10 protein-coding genes are annotated in these 18,225 nt (G+C 72.7%); all 10 read right to left on the bottom strand.

Going from position 1 to position 18,225, the window contains the following annotated elements; translation table 11 throughout:
* Window positions 1-50: 50 nt before the first annotated feature.
* Complete coding sequence (locus K0V08_RS00165) at window positions 51-1,529, bottom strand: malate:quinone oxidoreductase (RefSeq protein ID WP_012037589.1); 1,479 nt, start codon at window positions 1,527-1,529, stop codon at window positions 51-53.
* Window positions 1,530-1,616: 87 nt separating this feature from the next.
* Window positions 1,617-2,714: an aspartate-semialdehyde dehydrogenase gene (locus tag K0V08_RS00160; RefSeq protein WP_012037588.1), complete on the bottom strand. Its 1,098-nt coding sequence runs from the start codon at window positions 2,712-2,714 to the stop codon at window positions 1,617-1,619.
* Window positions 2,715-2,763: 49 nt separating this feature from the next.
* On the bottom strand, window positions 2,764-4,029 hold the full coding sequence (locus tag K0V08_RS00155; protein WP_012037587.1) for an aspartate kinase: 1,266 nt from the start codon (window positions 4,027-4,029) through the stop codon (window positions 2,764-2,766).
* Between the two features lie 109 nt (window positions 4,030-4,138).
* A complete protein-coding gene (gene recR, locus K0V08_RS00150) occupies window positions 4,139-4,738 on the bottom strand; it encodes a recombination mediator RecR (RefSeq protein ID WP_012037586.1) in 600 nt (199 codons plus the stop codon).
* Between the two features lie 6 nt (window positions 4,739-4,744).
* Entirely contained in the window at window positions 4,745-7,216 is a 2,472-nt protein-coding gene (locus tag K0V08_RS00145; protein WP_079532126.1) for a DNA polymerase III subunit gamma and tau, read from the bottom strand.
* 45 nt (window positions 7,217-7,261) lie between these two features.
* Window positions 7,262-8,473 (bottom strand): HTTM domain-containing protein, encoded by a 1,212-nt coding sequence (locus K0V08_RS00140; protein ID WP_079532123.1) that lies wholly within the window; start codon window positions 8,471-8,473, stop codon window positions 7,262-7,264.
* Entirely contained in the window at window positions 8,470-9,321 is an 852-nt protein-coding gene (locus K0V08_RS00135; protein ID WP_079532120.1) for a DUF5819 family protein, read from the bottom strand. The genes K0V08_RS00140 and K0V08_RS00135 overlap by 4 nt, the downstream gene beginning before the upstream one ends.
* A gap of 167 nt (window positions 9,322-9,488) precedes the next feature.
* The gene (locus tag K0V08_RS00130) at window positions 9,489-14,534 is read right to left on the bottom strand and encodes a choice-of-anchor G family protein (RefSeq protein WP_232265384.1); all 5,046 of its coding nucleotides are present in this window, start codon (window positions 14,532-14,534) and stop codon (window positions 9,489-9,491) included.
* Between the two features lie 299 nt (window positions 14,535-14,833).
* Window positions 14,834-16,024 carry an acetate/propionate family kinase gene (locus K0V08_RS00125; protein ID WP_079532115.1) on the bottom strand — a complete coding sequence of 397 codons (1,191 nt, stop codon included), beginning with the start codon at window positions 16,022-16,024 and terminating at the stop codon, window positions 14,834-14,836.
* Between the two features lie 65 nt (window positions 16,025-16,089).
* Window positions 16,090-18,207 (bottom strand): phosphate acetyltransferase, encoded by a 2,118-nt coding sequence (gene pta, locus K0V08_RS00120; RefSeq protein ID WP_012037580.1) that lies wholly within the window; start codon window positions 18,205-18,207, stop codon window positions 16,090-16,092.
* Between the last annotated feature and the right edge of the window lie 18 nt (window positions 18,208-18,225).

Here is an 18,225-nt window from a genome sequence, read left to right as displayed (position 1 = left end):
TTCGAACGGGATGCGAGCGGGCGACCTCGTGCCCGAGGTCGCCCGTCCCGTCAGTGCTGGAGCTCGAGGACCTCGGCGGTCTCCTGGATGATCTTCGGCGTCTTCTTCGGGTCGGACGCGACGAGGGTCCCGTAGTTCGGGATCATGCGCGTGAGGGGCTTCTTCCATCCCGCGATGCGGTCGGGGAAGCAGCGCTCGAGGACGTCGAGCATGATCGGCACCGCCGTGGACGCTCCGGGCGATGCGCCGAGGAGGCCGGCGATGCTGCCGTCCGCCGCCGCGACGACCTCGGTGCCGAACTGCAGCACGCCCCCCTTCTTCGCGTCCTTCTTCATGACCTGGACGCGCTGGCCGGCCGTGACCTGGTACCAGTCCTTCGGATCGGCCGTGGGCATGAACTCGCGGAGAGCGTCGAACTTCTTCTCCTTCGAGGCGATGAGCTGGCTGACGAGGTACTTGATGAGGCTCAGGTTGTCCTTCGCGACGGCGAGCATCGGGATGATGTTGTGCGGCCGGATCGACGCGAACAGGTCGAGCAGCGAGCCCTTCTTGAGGAAGCGCGGGCTGAAGCCGGCGTAGGGACCGAAGAGCAGCGAGGTCTCGCCCCCCACCACGCGCGTGTCGAGGTGCGGCACGGACATGGGCGGCGATCCGATGGCCGCCTTGCCGTAGACCTTCGCGCGGTGCCTCGCGACGATCTCGGGGTCGTCCGTGCGGAACCACTCGCCGCTGATGGGGAAGCCGCCGAAGCCCTTGATCTCGGGGATGCCCGACTTCTGCAGGAGGGGCAGCGCGCCGCCGCCCGCCCCGATGAAGACGAACTTCGCATCCACCTGCACGGTCGAGCGGCCGACGTCGTTGCGGATGCGGAGGTGCCAGCTGCCGTCGGGGTTCTGCGACAGGCCGCGGACCTCGTGGTTGAGGTGCAGGGCCGCGCCGTGCTCCGTGAGGTAGTCGATGAGCTTGTTGGTGAGGGCGCCGAAGTCGACGTCGGTGCCGCCCTCGAAGCGCGTGGCCGCGATGACCTCGTCCTTCTCGCGCTGCAGCACGAGGAGCGGGGCCCATGAGTGGATGACCGCGGGATCCTCCGAGTACTCCATCGCCTCGAAGAGGGGGTGGGCGCGCATCGCGTCGAAGCGGCGGCGGAGGAACTCGGCGTTCTCCTTGCCGCGCACGAACGTCATGTGCGGGGTGGGGTTGATGAACTCCTTGGGCTCCGGCACGGCGCCCGCCGTGACGAGGTGCGCCCAGAACTGGCGGGAGAGCTGGAACTGCTCGTTGATGCGGGTCGCGGACCCGATCTCGATCTTCCCGTCCTTCTCCGGCGTGTAGTTCAGCTCGCAGAGGGCGGCGTGGCCCGTTCCCGCGTTGTTCCACGGGTTGCTCGACTCCATGGCGACCTCGCCCAGGCGCTCGAAGATCTGGATGGTCCAGTCGGGTTCGAGCTGCTTGATGAGGGTGCCGAGCGTCGCGCTCATGATCCCGCCGCCGACGAGGACGACGTCTACCGGTTCCGCTGATTCACTCACCGGATCAGTGTACGCCCGCTCCTCGGGGCCCCCTCGGGGCCGCGAGGAGTGGTACGGGAGCCCTCACGCGCGCCGGACGTGGAGGGATCAGCGACGGGCCGCGACGACCTCGGCGATCTGCACGGCGTTGAGCGCTGCCCCCTTGCGGAGGTTGTCGTTGCTGATGAAGAGGGCGAGGCCGCGGCCCTCCGGCGCGCCCTCGTCGGCGCGGATCCGGCCGACGTAGCTCGGGTCGGTGCCCGCGGCCTGGAGAGGTGTGGGGATGTCCGACAGCTCGACGCCGGGCGCGGTCGAGAGCAGCTCGACGGCGCGGGCGACGCTCAGCGGCGAGGCGAACTCGGCGTTGACCGAGAGCGAGTGGCCCGTGAAGACGGGGACGCGCACGCACGTGCCGCTGACGAGGAGCTCGGGGAGGCCCAGGATCTTGCGGCTCTCGTTGCGGAGCTTCTTCTCCTCGTCGGTCTCGAAGAGGCCGTCGTCGACGATGCTGCCGGCGAGCGGGATCACGTCGAAGGCGATGGGGCGCTGGTACACGGCGGGCGCGGGGAGCTCGACCGCGCGGCCGTCGTGGACGAGGCGGCGGAGCGCCTCGGGACCCGCCGCGACGGCGGCCTCGGCCTGGCCCGCGAGCTCCTCGGCGCCCACGAGGCCGGATCCGGATACCGCCTGGTAGGTGCTGACGACGAGGCGGGTGAGGCCGGCCTCCTCGTGCAGGACCTTGAGCACGGGCATCGCGGCCATGGTGGTGCAGTTCGGGTTCGCGATGATGCCGCGGCGGGCGTCGGCGATGGCCTCCGGGTTGACCTCGGAGACGACCAGCGGGACCTCGGGGTCCATGCGCCAGGCGCTCGAGTTGTCGATGACGAGCACGCCCGCCGCGGCGAAGCGCGGGGCCTGGGCGCGCGACGTGGTGGCGCCCGCGGAGAAGAGCGCGATGTCGAGGCCCGTGGCATCGGCGGTGGCCGCGTCCTCCACGACGACGTCGCGTCCGGCGAACGGCAGCGTCGTGCCGGCGGAGCGTGCCGAGGCGAAGAAGCGGATCTCCGCGATCGGGAACGCGCGCTCCTCGAGCAGGCGGCGCATGACGGCGCCGACCTGGCCGGTGGCGCCGACGACGCCGATGCGGAGGCCGGGGGCCTCCGGGGCGGGTGCGGCGGGGGATCCGGCGGATGCGGTGTCGGTCACGGGTGTCTCCTCCTGCGGTGCGCGGGCGTGCGGGTCGGGCGGGTGCGGCTCAGCGGCCGGTGCCGGCGTGGACGACGGCGACGTCGTCCGCGTCGAGCCCGAACGCGTGGTGGACGACGCGGACGGCCTCGTCGATGGTGTCGGCGCGGGTGACGACCGAGATGCGGATCTCGCTGGTGGAGATCATCTCGATGTTGATGCCCGCGTCGGACAGCGCCGTGAAGAGCTGCGCCGAGACGCCCGCGTTCGTGCGCATGCCGGCCCCGACGAGCGCGAGCTTGCCGATCTGGTCGTCGTGCTGCAGGCCGGTGAAGCCGACCTCGTCCTTCTCGGCGGCGAGGACCGTGAGGACGCGCTGCGCGTCCGACTTCGGCAGCGTGAACGAGATGTCGGTGAGGCTCGTGGCGGCGGCCGACACGTTCTGCACGATCATGTCGATGTTAGCGCCGGTCTTGGCGACGATGGTGAAGATCTGCGCGGCCTTGCCCGGGACGTCGGGGACGCCGACCACCGTGACCTTGGCCTCGCTGAGGTCGGCGGCGACGCCGACGATGACGGGCTCTTCCACATTCTCTCCATCCGTGGGGTTGTAGACGATGGTGCCCTCGTTGTGCGTGAACGAGGAGCGGACGTGCAGCAGGACGCCGTGCCGGCGGGCGTACTCGACGGCGCGGATGTAGAGGACCTTCGCGCCGGACGCCGCGAGCTCCAGCATCTCCTCGCTCGTGATCCGGTCGATCTTGCGGGCGAGGGGCACGACGCGCGGGTCGGCCGTGAAGATGCCGTCGACGTCGGTGTAGATCTCGCAGACGTCGGCGCCGAGGGCCGCCGCGAGCGCGACCGCGGTCGTGTCGGATCCGCCGCGGCCGAGCGTGGTGATGTCGCCCGTGCCGCGGTTGAAGCCCTGGAAGCCCGCGACGATGGCGATTGCTCCCTCGCCGAGCGCGTCGCGGACGCGGCCGGGCGTGACGTCGACGATGCGGGCGGCGCCGTGCTGGGCGTCGGTGATCATGCCGGCCTGGCTGCCGGTGAAGGAGCGCGCGTCGTAGCCCATGCTCTTGATGGCCATGGCGAGCAGCGCCATGGAGATGCGCTCGCCCGCGGTGAGCAGCATGTCGAGCTCGCGCGGCGCGGGGATGGGCGTGACCTCGTGGGCCAGGTCGAGGAGCTCGTCCGTGGAGTCGCCCATGGCGGAGACGGCGACGACCACGTCGTTGCCGGCCTTGCGCGTGGCGACGATGCGCTTCGCGACACGCTTGATGCTCTCGGCATCGGCCACCGACGATCCGCCGAACTTCTGCACGATGAGGCTCACGGGCGACTCCTGGGGTTCGGGTGGGCGCGGGCGGCCCGGATGACGATTCTAGGGTGGAGGTCCCGGTGGGCCCGCCGTGTGACGGTGCGGACGCGGCGGCCCGCGGGGCTCACTCCCCCACGAGGCGCCGGCCCTCGAAGGCCCGGCCGAGGGTGACCTCGTCGGCGTACTCGAGGTCGCCGCCGACGGGGAGGCCGGAGGCGAGGCGCGTGACGCGGATGTCGAAGGTGGAGAGCAGCCGCGAGAGGTAGGTGGCGGTCGCCTCGCCCTCCAGGTTCGGATCGGTGGCGATGATGACCTCGGTGACCGTGGCGTCGGCCAGGCGCTGCATGAGCTGTCGGATGCGGAGGTCGTCCGGCCCGATGCCGTCGATGGGGCTGATGGCCCCGCCGAGCACATGGTAGAGCCCGCGGAACTCGCGCGTGCGCTCGATGGCGACGACGTCCTTCGCCTCCTCGACCACGCAGATGGTGGCGGGGCTGCGGCGGGGATCCCGGCAGATGCCGCAGGTCTCCTTCTCGCTGACGTTGCCGCAGATGGCGCAGAAGCGCACCTTGTCGCGGACCACCGTGAGCACCTCGGCCAGGCGCGAGACGTCGAACGTCTCGGTCTGCAGGATGTGGAACGCGATGCGCTGGGCGGACTTCGGGCCGATGCCCGGCAGGCGGCCGAGCTCGTCGATGAGCTCCTGGACGATTCCCTCGTACATGCGGCGCTAGTCCTGACCTGTGGGGCGGATGGTGGGGCGGGCCTTGCGCTCGACGGGCTTCTCCTCGATGAAGGTCGCCTGGAGCAGCTCACGGACCACGGACTCGCCGTAGCGCTGGGGCGCGGCGGCGGGAGACGCGGCCGGGGCGGCCGCGGCCGTGTCCGGCCGTGGAGCGGACCCGGTTCCGGACGCGGCGGCGGCGGGCTGCTGCTGCTGCGCGGGGACGGATCGGGCCACGGGTGGGGCCGAGTCCGGAGAGGCGCCGCCGGTGGCCCAGCCGGGCTCGGCGGGGCCGAACTCGTCGGGCTCGGGCTCCTCGAAGTCGGGGACGTGCGCGTCGGGCACGACCGACGATGCGCGGGCGGGCACGCTCGGGGCCGTGGCGCGCGGGGCGGCGGCCGGTGCGGTCGGCGGGGCCGCGGGCGCCGCGGGCGCCGCGGGCGCCGACCGCTCGGGTCGGGAGGCGGGCGCCCGGACGGCGGGGGCCTCGGCTGCGCCGGGATCGGATGTGGGGATGGCCACGGTGGCCCAGCCGCCGCCGGCCGGGGTCGTCCTCGCGGGCGGCGCCTTCGTCGCGGGTGGCGACGCCGCGGGTGTCGTCACCGCGGTCGACGCGGTCGGGCTGACGGCGGCGGACGTCGTGCTGGCGCTCCCGCCCTTCGGACGCGTGCCGGTCGACGTCGCGGGGGACGCCGCCGGGCGGGAGGCCTCGGGCGCGGGTGACGCCGATCCGCCGCCGGTGGGAGCGGGCGTGCCGGCGGGAGCGCCGGCGCCCCCGTGCGGCTCGACGCGGGCGATGAACTTCACGCGGATGCCGAGCACGTCGAGGATGGCGGTGCGCAGGATGTCGCTGACGCCCTGGCCGGGAGCCCCGCGCTCCTTGAACCTCTCCGCGTCGTTCGCGCTGACGAAGGACAGCGTGAGCACGTCGTCCGCGAGGGCGCGCGGCGTGGCCGTGACGGCGACGAGCCAGGCGCTGCGCTTGGCCTTCTCGACCGCCTCGACGACCGACGGCCAGGAGTCGCGCAGCTGCTCGAAGGTGACGGGTGCGGCGGGTGCGGTCGCCGACGGTGCCTCCGCCGGCGGTGCGCTCGTGTCGGACGACGACGAGGGCTCGTCGGGAGCGGATGCGGCCGGTGCCGACGTGCCTGTCTCCGTGGGCTTCGCGTCGGGGGCCGGATCGGCAGCCGCGACCGGCGCCGGCGTGGCGACGGGAGCCGGCGTGGCGACGGGAGCCGGGGCCGCTGCGGGTGCGGGAGTGGGAGTCGCGACGGGTGCGACCGCGGCGGGCGCCGGATCCGCTCCCGCGTCGGCCACGCCGACCCGGCGCTCGAGGCGCTCGACCCGGGCGAGGGCGCCGCGGTGCGTGTCGTCGCTCGCGGGCACGAGCACGCGGGCGACCAGCAGCTCGAGGTGGAGGCGCGGGGAGGTGGCGCCGGTCATCTCGGTGAGGGCGGCGTTGACCACGTCCGCGGCGCGCGACAGCTCGACGGCGCCGAAGGCCACGGCCTGGGCGCGCATGCGCTCGAGCTCGTCCTCCGGGGTGCCGCGCAGCACGGCGGCGGCGCCCTCGACGGAGGTGGCGCCGACGATGATGAGGTCGCGCAGGCGCTCGAGGAGGTCCTCCACGAAGCGGCGCGGATCCTGGCCGGTCTGGATGACCCGGTCGACGCCCGCGAAGGCGCCGGCCGCGTCGTGCCGGGCGACCGCGTCGATGACCTCGTCGAGCAGCGCCGCGTGCGTGTAGCCGAGGAGGGCGACCGCGCGCTCGTACTCCACGCTCTCGTCCTCCGACCCGGCGATGAGCTGGTCGAGCAGGGAGAGCGTGTCGCGCACGGATCCGCCGCCGGCGCGGACCACGAGCGGCAGGACGCCGGGCGCCACCTGCACGCTCTCCTCGCGGGAGAGGTGCTCCACGTAGTCGAGCATCTGGGCGGGCGGCACGAGCCGGAACGGGTAGTGGTGCGTGCGCGAGCGGATGGTGCCGATGACCTTGTCGGGCTCGGTGGTGGCGAAGATGAACTTCACGTGCTCCGGCGGCTCCTCCACGATCTTCAGCAGCGCGTTGAAGCCCTGCGGCGTGACCATGTGCGCCTCGTCGAGGATGAAGATCTTGTAGCGATCGCGCGCCGGGGCGAAGACCGCGCGCTCGCGGATGTCGCGCGCGTCGTCGACGCCGTTGTGGCTCGCGGCGTCGATCTCGACCACGTCGAGGGATCCGCTGCCGTCGCGGCTGAGCTCGACGCAGCTGGGGCAGACGCCGCACGGGGTGTCGGTGGGGCCCTCTGCGCAGTTGAGGCAGCGCGCGAGGATGCGGGCCGACGTGGTCTTGCCGCAGCCGCGCGGGCCGCTGAACAGGTACGCGTGGTTGACGCGGTTGGTGCGGAGCGCGGTGCGCAGCGGATCCGTCACCTGCGTCTGGCCGATGAGCTCGGCGAAGTTCTCTGGCCGGTAACGGCGATACAGGGCGGTGACCACAGCCCTGAGGATACCGGGCACCCCCGACCGTCCGGCCGCCGTCGGTCAGCTCTCCGCGGGGACCTCGGCGGGCGCGGCTGGGGAGGAGCGGCGCTCGCGCAGCTCCCGGAGCCGGCCGGGTGCCTCCTCGCGGGCGCGGCGGGCGAGCTCGATCCCCTCGCGCCAGGTGGCGTCGCGGATGAAGAGGAAGTCGAGGGCGATCATCGCGAGGGAGAACGGCCAGAGGCCGAGCAGGATCCCGATCATCACGTGCATGCCCGTGATGACCACGAGCGCGACGACGCGGGTCGGCCGCCACAGGATGAGCAGCGGGAACAGACCCTGGAACGCGACCGCGAGGAAGCTCACGAGCACCACGCCGACGCTCGCCTGCGCGAGCAGGTCGCTGAGCCACGGCCACGGCCGGTAGCCCTCGATGACCAGCGAGTAGTAGGTCGCGGATCCGTCGCGCCACTCCGGCCCCTGCAGCTTGAGGATCGCGGAGTTCACGTACACGAGCATGATCTGGTAGGCGCAGAGCACCAGCGCGGTGTTGTGCAGGAGCACGCGCACGAGCCTCGGGATCCGGTCGACGAGCGACCGCACCGCCTCGACGTGACGACCCGGCGACCGGCGGGGCGCGCCCGCCTCGAGCTCGCGGCGCCGCCGGACCGCGTCGAGCGACACGTGCCGCGACAGGTCGGCGAAGAGCACGAAGAAGAGGGTCAGGCGCAGGACCGTGTCGCCGCCGTTCGTGAGCAGCGTGCTGTTGGTCGACAGGCCGATCCAGAAGAGGAGGAGGAACGGGGTGACGATGCGCGTGCGCCAGCCGAGCGTGAACAGCGCGGCGAGCACCACGAGCACGAGGTAGGCGAGGTCGAAGAGCGTGGCGTCGGTCTTCGAGAAGAGCCCGGTGAAGAGCGGGAGCCACCCGCGGCGGGACGCCTCGGGGTCGATGAAGCGGGATCCGACGCCCCACAGGTAGTGGCGGTCGGCGAAGCAGGTGACGAGCACCATCAGGATCACGGCGCCGAGGGTGATGCGGAGCGCGGCGAAGCTGTAGGTGGCGTGCTCGCGTTCGGTCATCCAGGTCGCGATGCCGCGGGGCCAGCCGCGCGGATCCCGGAGCGCGGTGAGGAGCTCGCGGTCCTGCAGCAGCCGGCGGACGCGGGCGGCTCGCGCCGTGGGGACGGCGCGCGCCGTCCGGGTGCGACCCGCCCAGGATCCCGCGGCCGCGGCCTTCGGCGTCGACGTGGGCTCGTGCGTCCTCGCGCTCATCGTGCGTACCTCTCCACGATCCCCTGGTAGACGCTGAGCGCCTGGGGGTCGATCACGTCATCGGCCTCGCGCCACCCGAAGGTGCGCGTGGAGGGGGCGTACTGCTGCTGGTCGTCCGACCGGTGGGCGAAGTCGTTGGGCCGCTCGGTCACGACGCGCCAGCGGACGCGCTCGATGTCGCGGCCGAACCAGGCCGTGGACCAGTAGGTCGTGAACTCCTTGAGCACGTAATCGGCGCGGAGCATCGTGATCACGCGGCCGCGGCTCCCCTCGTCGAGCGCGGAGAGCTGGTCGATGAGGGAGACGGCCGTCTTGGCCGCGAACCCGGAGTCGGTGTCCGCGCGGCGGATGAAGGTGTCCTGCACGATCACCTCCTGCTCGGGCGTGAGCCCGCGGAAGCGCTCCGTGTAGGTCTTGAGCAGGTTCGCGCTCTGCTTCACGGTGCGCGAGGACTGGATCCGTCCCTCCCCCGCCTCGTACTCGGCGCGCGTGATGTCCACCCACTCGCTCTTCACGAGGGCGCCCGAGTCGTCGCGCCACTGGGCCTGCATCTCGAGGTAGCGGTTCGTCTTCTGGATCGAGGGGGCGAACACGTTCCACTGCTGGCTGAAGTACGGGCGCGCGGCGGAGGTGAGCGCGCGGGTGGCGTCGCTCTGCGGGACGACCATGAGGATCGAGGTGGCCACGTAGACCACCACGACGAACGCGGCGACGGCCGTGCCGATGCGGGCGGGGCGCGTGAGGCCGGGCGGCGCGGGATCCGCGGGCGGCGGGGTGGACGGCGTGGCGTCGTCGTGCGCGTCGGGGACGACGTCCGCGTCGGGGTCGTGGTGGGTCGTGTCGGTCATCGTGAGCCGTCCCCCTCGTGCGTCGGGTGGGTCTTCGTGGTGCGGGTCGTGCGGGTCGTGCTGGTCGTGCTGGTCGTGCTGGTCGTGCGAGTGTCCCGGGAGCGAATCCGGCGGGCGGCCCGGCTCTCGCCGGACCGCCCGCCCTCCTCGCACTCAGCTCGAGCGGATCACGCCCGTCGGCTGCGGCCTCGGTGCAGTGCACCGGCGCCGGTCAGCATCATCAGGAGCGCGATGCCTCCGAGCAGCAGCATCCCGTCGCCGTCGCCGCCGGTGACCGGGAGGATCCCGCCGCCGTAGCCGCCGCCGTAGCCGCCGCCGTTGATCGGCGTGCCGGGCTGGCCAGCCGGGACGGTGGATCCCACCACGCGGAACCGCGTGATCATCTCGTCGGCCATGCCCGAGTCGACGCCGATCACCTCGACCCGGTGGTCCCCGAGCTCGAAGTCCGGGCCGATCTCGAACACGAACGTCGCGCGTCCATCGGCATCCGCGACCATCGGCGTCAGCGGCTTCGGCGTGGAGAACACCGTCGCGTTGAGCGTCTCACCGGGGATGAACCCGAAGGCGTCCACCATCTGCACCGAGCCGCTCCCGCGGACGATCTCCGTGAAGCGGACGACGGCCCGGGTGGGGGCGTCGCCGCCGTCGGTGGATCCGTCGGTCGCGTCGGCGGCGTCCGTGGCGTCAGCCGCGTCCGTCGCGTCGGTGCCAGCAGCGTCCGTGGCGTCAGCCGCGTCCGTCGCGTCGGTGCCAGCGGCGTCAGCCGCGTCGGTACCAGCGGCATCCGTCGCGTCGGTACCAGCGGCATCCGTCGCATCGGTGCCAGCAGCGTCCGTCGCGTCAGTGCCAGCAGCGTCAGCCGCGTCGGTACCAGCGGCATCCGTCGCATCGGTGCCAGCGGCATCCGTCGCGTCAGTGCCAGCAGCGTCAGCCGCGTCGGTACCAGCCGCGTCAGCAGCGTCGGTGCCAGCGGCATCCGTCGCGTCAGTGCCAGCAGCGTCCGTCGCGTCAGTGCCAGCAGCGTCCGTGGCGTCAGCCGCGTCCGTCGCGTCAGTGCCAGCAGCGTCCGTGGCGTCAGCCGCGTCCGTCGCGTCGGTGCCAGCGGCGTCAGCCGCGTCGGTACCAGCGGCATCCGTCGCGTCGGTACCAGCAGCATCCGTCGCATCGGTGCCAGCAGCATCCGTCGCATCGGTGCCAGCGGCATCCGTCGCATCGGTGCCAGCAGCGTCCGTCGCGTCAGTGCCAGCAGCGTCAGCCGCGTCGGTACCAGCCGCGTCAGCAGCGTCGGTGCCAGCGGCATCGGTCGCATCGGTGCCAGCGGCATCCGTCGCGTCAGTGCCAGCAGCGTCAGCCGCGTCAGTGCCAGCAGCGTCCGTCGCATCGGTGCCAGCGGCATCCGTCGCGTCAGTGCCAGCAGCGTCCGTCGCGTCAGTGCCAGCAGCGTCCGTCGCGTCAGTGCCAGCAGCGTCCGTCGCATCGGTACCAGCCGCGTCAGCAGCGTCGGTGCCAGCAGCATCCGTCGCATCGGTGCCAGCGGCATCCGTCGCATCGGTGCCAGCGGCATCCGTCGCGTCAGCGCCAGCAGCGTCAGCCGCGTCAGTGCCAGCAGCGTCTGTCGCATCGGTGCCAGCGGCATCCGTCGCGTCAGTGCCAGCAGCGTCCGTCGCATCCGTACCAGCAGCGTCCGTCGCATCGGTGCCAGCGGCATCCGTCGCGTCAGTGCCAGCAGCGTCCGTCGCATCCGTACCAGCAGCGTCCGTCGCATCCGTACCAGCAGCGTCCGTCGCATCCGTGCCAGCAGCGTCGTTCGCGTCAGTGCCAGCGGCATCCGTCGCATCCGTACCAGCAGCGTCCGTCGCGTCCGTACCAGCAGCGTCCGTCGCATCCGTGCCAGCGGCGTCAGCAGCACCATCGGTGCCGTCGGTGCCGTCGCCGTCCACGTCGATGGCCGCCGTCTGGTCGGAGTCGACCCCCTCCTCGCCGTCCACGCCGACGTCGAACTCGACCGTCGCGTCGCCGGCAGGAGCGCCGCCGATGGTCTGCGTCGCGATCGCCTCATAGGATCCGCGCTCCAGGCCGAAGAACGTCACCGAGTAGTTCCCGTCCTCGTCCACCGGCGTGATGATCGGGTCGAGCCCCACGATGGAGACCGTCACCGTCCCCAGCGGGTCGGCCGTGCCCGAGATGGGCACGTCCCGGGTGGTGGCCCCGCCGGTGAGCGGGAAGGTCTGGAAGTCGAACGGCGACTCGATGACCACCGGCACGCCGATCGTGAACGTCACGGTGTCGGTGCCGACGGCGACGCCGCCGATCGTCTGCGTGACGGTGCCCGTGTAGGTGCCCGAGGGGAGGGCGGGCGTCGTCAGCGTGAAGTCGCCGTCGTCGTCCACCTCGGCCGGACCGGTCGTCACGTCGCCGACCGTCAGGGTGACGGTGGCGTCGGGGTCGGCCGTGCCCGTCACCGGGACGGCGACGGTGGTGTCCCCGTCGGGCAGCGGGATGAAGTCGCCGTCCCCGGGGGTCTCGATGACGACCTGGTCGACGCCGGCGACGGAGACGGTGAAGTCAGCCGTGTCGCTGCCCGCGGGGGTGCCGGCCACGGTCTGCGTCACGGTGACGGTGTAGCCCGCCGCCGTGAGACCGGGGAACGTCGCCTCGAAGCGCCCGTCGTCTCCGACCACCTGCGTGATCGGCGTCTGGCCCGTCACCGCGATGAGCACGGATCCGCGCGGGTCCGCGCTGCCGCTGACCGTCACGTCCACCGCGTTCCCGCCGGCCGGGACCTGGAAGTCCTGCCCGTCGGTGGGGGCGTCGATGACCACGGCCACCGCGGGTGCGACGACCGAGAAGGTCACCGTCGCCGTCCCGGAGGCGACGCCGCCGATGGACTGGGTCGCGGTCGCCGTGTACGTGCCGACCGGGAGGTCGGCGAACAGCACGTCGTAGATCCCGTCGTCACCCACGAGCTCGGTCTGCGGGTCCTGGCCGGGGATCGTCACCGTCACGCTGGCGCGCGGGTCGGCGGCACCGGTCACGGGGACGTCGGCCGTCGGCACGGTGCCGGCGCTGAGGATCAGGTCGTCGTCGTCCGGCGAGGTGATGGTGATCTCGGCGGCGGGGGCACCGACCGTGAAGGTCACCGTCTCCGTCGTCTGGACGCCGCCGAACTGCTGCGTCACCGTCGCCGTGTAGGTGCCGGTGCCGAGATCGGGGAAGACCACGTCGTAGATGCCGTCGGTCCCGACCGTCTCGGTCTGCGGGGTCTGGCCGGGGATCGTCACCGTGACGTCCGCGCGCGGGTCCGCCGCGCCCTCCACGGGCACGTCGATCGTCGGGTCGGCGGTCGTCGTCAGGAGGATCTGACCGGGCGTCGGCGTCGTGATCGTGAGCGTCGCGAGCGGTGCGCCGACCACGAAGGTCACGGTGTCGGAACCCGCGGGCACGCCGTCGATGCTCTGGGTCACCGTCGCCGTGTAGGTCCCGGCGGGCAGGGCCGCGGTCGTGAGGGTGAACGAGCCGTCGGCGGCGACGTCGACCGGCTGCGACTCGGCGCCGCCGTCGATGCTGAGCGTCACGGTCGCGTCGGCGTCCGCCAGGCCGGTGACGGGGACCGCCACGGTGGTCGCGCCTGCGGGGAGCGGGATGAGCTGCCCGCCGGCAGGCGCCTGGATCACCACGTCGTCGGCCGCGGGGACGACGGCGCGCACCCGGGCGGTGGCCAGGTCGAGGACCGGGCCGCCCACCACGGGGAGCAGCGCGATGCGGAGCGCCGTGACGGCGTCCCCGGTCGCGTCGGCTGCGTCCGGGTCCTCGAACTCGCTCGCACCCTGCACGTTCGCCGTCAGCTGCACGACGTCCGCGAGAGCGTCGACGACGGGCGCGAGGGATCCGATGAGCGGGGTCGTCACGGCCGTGACGTCGCTCAGCTCGAGCAGGTTGCCCGTCGACGTCCGGATGGACGGGAGGAGCTGGTCCACGAGCGGCTGCACGAGCGCCCCGGCGTCGAGCAGGAGCACGGTGGTCGCGACGTCGATGTCCGGCGCCTCGTTCCCCGGCCCCGTGGGGTTGAGGAGGTTCGCCAGCGTCGTGTCGATGTCGATGCTCACGGTGCCGACGGGGATGGGGATGCCGATCCCGTTGAGCAGGCGGACGCCCGCATCCACGTTGACGACCACGCGCGTCGCGTCGAGGGTCGCCTCGAGCACGGCCGCCGGGAGGGCGTCGCTGAGCAGGCCGCTGACGACGCCGGCGAGCACGGGCGCGGAGAGCAGCTCCGTGTTCGGGTCGAGGTCGTTGAGGGTCGCGCCCTCGGTGGCCTGGATGTACTGGGCGATGTCGAGCGTGACCGTGCCCGCGTCGAGGTCGACGGTGACGCCGTCGCTCGTCAGGGGCTCGGCCAGCACGGCTCGGACGGCCGCGGCCGTGTCCACCGTGGTGACGATGTTCCCGGTGGGGGTCGCGATGTCCACGACGCCGGTGAGGAGGGGCCCGACGACGCCGGTGAGGATGCCGTCGACGTCCGCGGAGAGCGCGATCTGGGCCGTCGCTCCCGGCGCGAGCTGCTGCACGGCCCCGTTGACGTCGTCGGCGAGCGCGCCGACGAGCGGGCTGGCGATGGTGGCGTCCGCGGAGGCGATGCGGTAGTCCCGGACGACCGCGCCGTCACCGGGATCCGTAGCGGTCGCGGAGACCGCGCCGAGGGAGATGTCCGCGTCCGACGCGACGCCGGCGAGGCCCCGCGACGCGAGGAGGGGCGCGAGGTCGAGCGTCACGGCGTCGCCGGCGCCCGTGTTGACGGCGATGGCCCCCGAATCGGTGAGGACGCCCGCGGATCCCGTCGCGCCGGCCGAGCCCGCCGAGGCGAACTGGTCGGCGGCGCCGCCCGCGACGGCCTGGTCGAGCGTGAGCACGTCGCCGAGCTGGACGCCCGCGGCGATCTGCGCGGAGAGCACGCCGCTGAGGACGTCGGCGTCGATGTCGCTCGCGTCCACCTGCGGGTCCGGGGTGTCGCCGGGCGCGTATCCGGCGTAGGCGCCCGAGAGGGCCACCAGCCCGGACAGGTCCGGGGTGCCGGCGAACGTGAGCAGCTGGCCCTCGGCCTCCGCCGTGTCCCCCGGTGCGGCGTTCGCGGGCGCGGTGCCCCCGAACGCGACGATCGCCGCGGCGAGCCCGAAGGCCGTCGCGGTCGCCAGCCTGCTTCTGCGGCTGGGCATGTGTAGTGCCATCTGCGTTCCCCTCGATTGCATGGCCGGCCGCGTTCGTGGGCGCGGCCGTGCGTCCCGCGGGGCGGCCCCCACCACACCCACGGTCATCCGAGGCTCGCATCCGCTCGCGGGGCGGACAACACTGCGGGGCACTGGTGTGCGCGGTCGCGGACCACGCGGTCGGACCAGTAGGCATCCCAGTGCCGCTACTGATCCGCGCTGCCGGGCTCCACGACGCGAGGCCCGCGATCCGGTGGGATCACGGGCCTCGGGGCGCGCGCGCGGAGGTCGCGCGGAGGGGTGGGCGGTCAGCCCGCGGTGGCCGCCAGCGACTGCCGGGCGATCTCGAGCTCCTCGTCGGTGGGGATCACGAGCACCGCGACGGGCGACCCCTCGGGGCTCACGAAGCGCGCCTCGGAGCTGATTAGCTCGTTGCGGTCGTCGTCGATCCCGATGCCCATGAACTCGAGACCCGCGAGGGAGCGTCGCCGCACGAGCGGGTTGTTCTCGCCGACGCCCGCCGTGAAGACGACCGCGTCGACGCCGCCGAGCTGGGCCGCGTACGCGCCGACGTAGTGGCGGATCCGGTGCCGGTAGACCCCGAGCGCGGTCTGCGCGGCCTCGTCGCCGTCGGCCGCCGCGCGCTGCACGTCGCGCATGTCGCCGAGGCCGGTCAGCCCGAGCAGGCCGCTCCTCCGGTTGAGCAGCGTCTCGAGGTCGTCGAGGCCGAGGTCGGTGTGCCGGGCGAGGTGGAACAGGATCGCGGGGTCGATGTCGCCGGAGCGCGTCCCCATCACGAGGCCCTCGAGCGGCGTGAGGCCCATGGACGTGTCGATGGAGCGGCCGCCCTGCACGGCCGCGGCCGATGCCCCGTTGCCGAGGTGCAGCACGATGATCCGCGTCTCCTCCAGCGGCTTCCCGAGCAGGCGCGCGGCGGCCTCGGAGACGAACTTGTGGCTCGTGCCGTGGAAGCCGTAGCGGCGGATGCGGTGCGCGGCCGCGAGCTCCCGGTCGATGGCGTACGTGTACGCCTCGGCCGGCAGCGTCTGGTGGAACGCGGTGTCGAACACGGCCACGTGCGGCACGTCGGGGAACGCGGTCTGCGCCGCCGCGATCCCCTGTAGGGCGCCCGGGTTGTGCAGCGGCGCCAGCGCGGAGAGGTCGTCGATGTCGGCCTTGACCTGATCCGTGACGACGGTCGGCTCGACGAACACGTCGCCGCCGTGCACCACGCGGTGGCCGACCGCGACCGGGGGCTCCTCCTCGAGCGACGGCCCGTGCTCGGCGAACGCGTCGAGCATCGCCTGGAAGCCCGCGGTGTGGTCGGCGATGGGCAGCTCGCGCTCCCACGAGTCGCCGCCGGCCTTGTGCCGCGTGGATCCGGTGGGCTCGCCGATGCGCTCCACGAGCCCGGACGCGAGCACGGACTCCGTGTCCATCTCGATGAGCTGGTACTTGAACGACGACGATCCGGAGTTGACGACGAGGACGACGGGCACTTCTGGCTCCTGAGGGGTGACGGCGGACGGGACGGCGAGCGGAGGAGTCCGCACGGAGATGCGGCTCACGATGCCTCGATCCCCTCGGCCTGGATGGCGGTGATGGCGACGGTGTTGACGATGTCCTGCACCAGCGCGCCGCGCGAGAGGTCGTTGATGGGCTTGCGGAGCCCCTGCAGCACGGGCCCGATGGCGACCGCGCCGGCCGAGCGCTGCACGGCCTTGTAGGTGTTGTTGCCCGTGTTGAGGTCCGGGAAGATGAACACCGTCGCGCGGCCGGCGACCGCGGAGCCGGGCATCTTCGTGGCCGCGACCGCCGCGTCCGCCGCCGCGTCGTACTGGATGGGGCCCTCGACCGCGAGGTCCGGCCGGAGCTCCCTGACGCGCGCCGTCGCCTGGCGCACCTTCTCCACGTCGGCGCCGGCGCCCGACTCCCCCGTCGAGTACGACAGCATCGCGATGCGCGGCTCGATGCCGAACTGCGCCGCGGTCTCCGCCGACGAGATGGCGATGTCGGCGAGCTGGTCGGCCGTGGGATCCGGGTTCACGGCGCAGTCGCCGTACACGAGCACGCGGTCGGCGAGCGCCATGAGGAAGACCGACGAGACGACGGAGACGCCCTCGGTGGTCTTGATGATCTCGAAGCCCGGCCGGATGGTGTGCGCCGTCGTGTGCGCGGCGCCGGAGACCATGCCGTCGGCGAGACCGAGCTGCACCATCAGCGTGCCGAAGTAGGAGACGTCGGTGACGGTCTCGCGCGCGATGTCGAGCACCATGCCCTTGTGCGCGCGGAGCCTCACGTACTCCTCCGCGAAGCGCTCTCGGAGCACGGCGTCGAAGGGGCTGAGCACGGTCGCGCGGCCGATGTCGATGCCGAGGCCGATGGCGCGCGAGCGCACCTCGATCTCCTCGCCGAGGATCGTGACGTCGGCGATGCCGCGGCTGAGGATCGTGCCGGCGGCGCGCAGGACGCGGTCGTCGGTGCCCTCGGGCAGCACGATGCGCTTGCCTGCAGTCCTGGCCCGCTCGATGAGGCCGTACTCGAACATGAGCGGCGTGACCACGTCGGAGCGGCTGACGTCCAGGAGCTCGAGCAGCCGCGACGTGTCGACGTGCTGCTCGAACGCGGCGAGCGCCGTGTCCATCTTCCGGGTGGACTCGGGCGAGAGCCGGCCGCGGGTCTGCGTGATGCGCTTCGCGGTCTCGTAGGTGCCGAGCTCGGTGGAGATGATCGGCAGGGTCTGGTCGAGCCCGGCGATGAGCGTCTCGATGGTGGGCGACAGCGCGAAGCCGCCGTTCAGCACGATGCCCGCGACCGTGGGGAAGGTCTCGGAGGCATGCGCCGTGAGCACGCCGAGGAGGACCTCGCTGCGGTCGCCGGGGATCACGACGATGGCGCCCTCGGTCAGGCGCGCGAGCACGTTCTCCATCGACATGGCGGAGACCACCACGCCGAGCGCCTCGCGGCTGAGGAGCGCCTGGTCGCCCTTGACGAGCGTGCCGTCGACCGCGTCGAGCAGCTCGGCGACCGTGGGGGCGACGAGGAACGCGTCCTCCGGGATGGCCCACACCGGCACGTGCGGCGCCCGGGCCTGGAGCGACGCGGGGACGGCGGCGGGGATCGCGGCCGTGATGGCGTCGAGCTGCTCGGGATCGGCGCGGTTCACGACGACGCCGAGCAGGGCCGCGTGCGCGGTGACCAGCTCGGGGACGGCGAGGTCGGCGATCTGGCGCATCTCGTCGGGGCTGCGGCCGCCGGTCTCGTCCGCGCGGCGCCCCGTGAGCACCAGGAGCACGGGGGCGCCCAGGTTCGCGGCGATGCGCGCGTTGAAGGACAGCTCGGTGGGGCTGCCGACGTCGGTGTAGTCGCTGCCGACGATGACGACCGCGTCGCACTTCGCCTCGACGGCCTTGTAGCGCTCGACGATGCGCGAGAGGGCGGCCTCGGGATCCGCGTGCACGTCGTCGTAGGTGACTCCGACGCACTCGTCGTAGTCGAGGTCGACGCCGTCGTGCGCGAGCAGCGCCTGGAGCACGTAGTCGGGCTCCTCGATGGAGCGCGCGATGGGACGGAACACCCCCACGCGCTGGATCTGGTGGGTGAGGGTGTCGAGCACGCCCAGCGCGACCGTCGACTTGCCCGAGTGCCCTTCGGCGGACGTGATGTAGATGCTCCGAGCCATGCCCGCAAGCCTATGGGC

The sequence above is a fragment of the Clavibacter michiganensis genome, assembly GCF_021216655.1.
GTDB lineage: Bacteria > Actinomycetota > Actinomycetes > Actinomycetales > Microbacteriaceae > Clavibacter > Clavibacter michiganensis.
The sequence above is the reverse complement of the archived record's forward strand: the minus strand, read 5'-3'. Positions and strand labels throughout refer to the sequence as shown.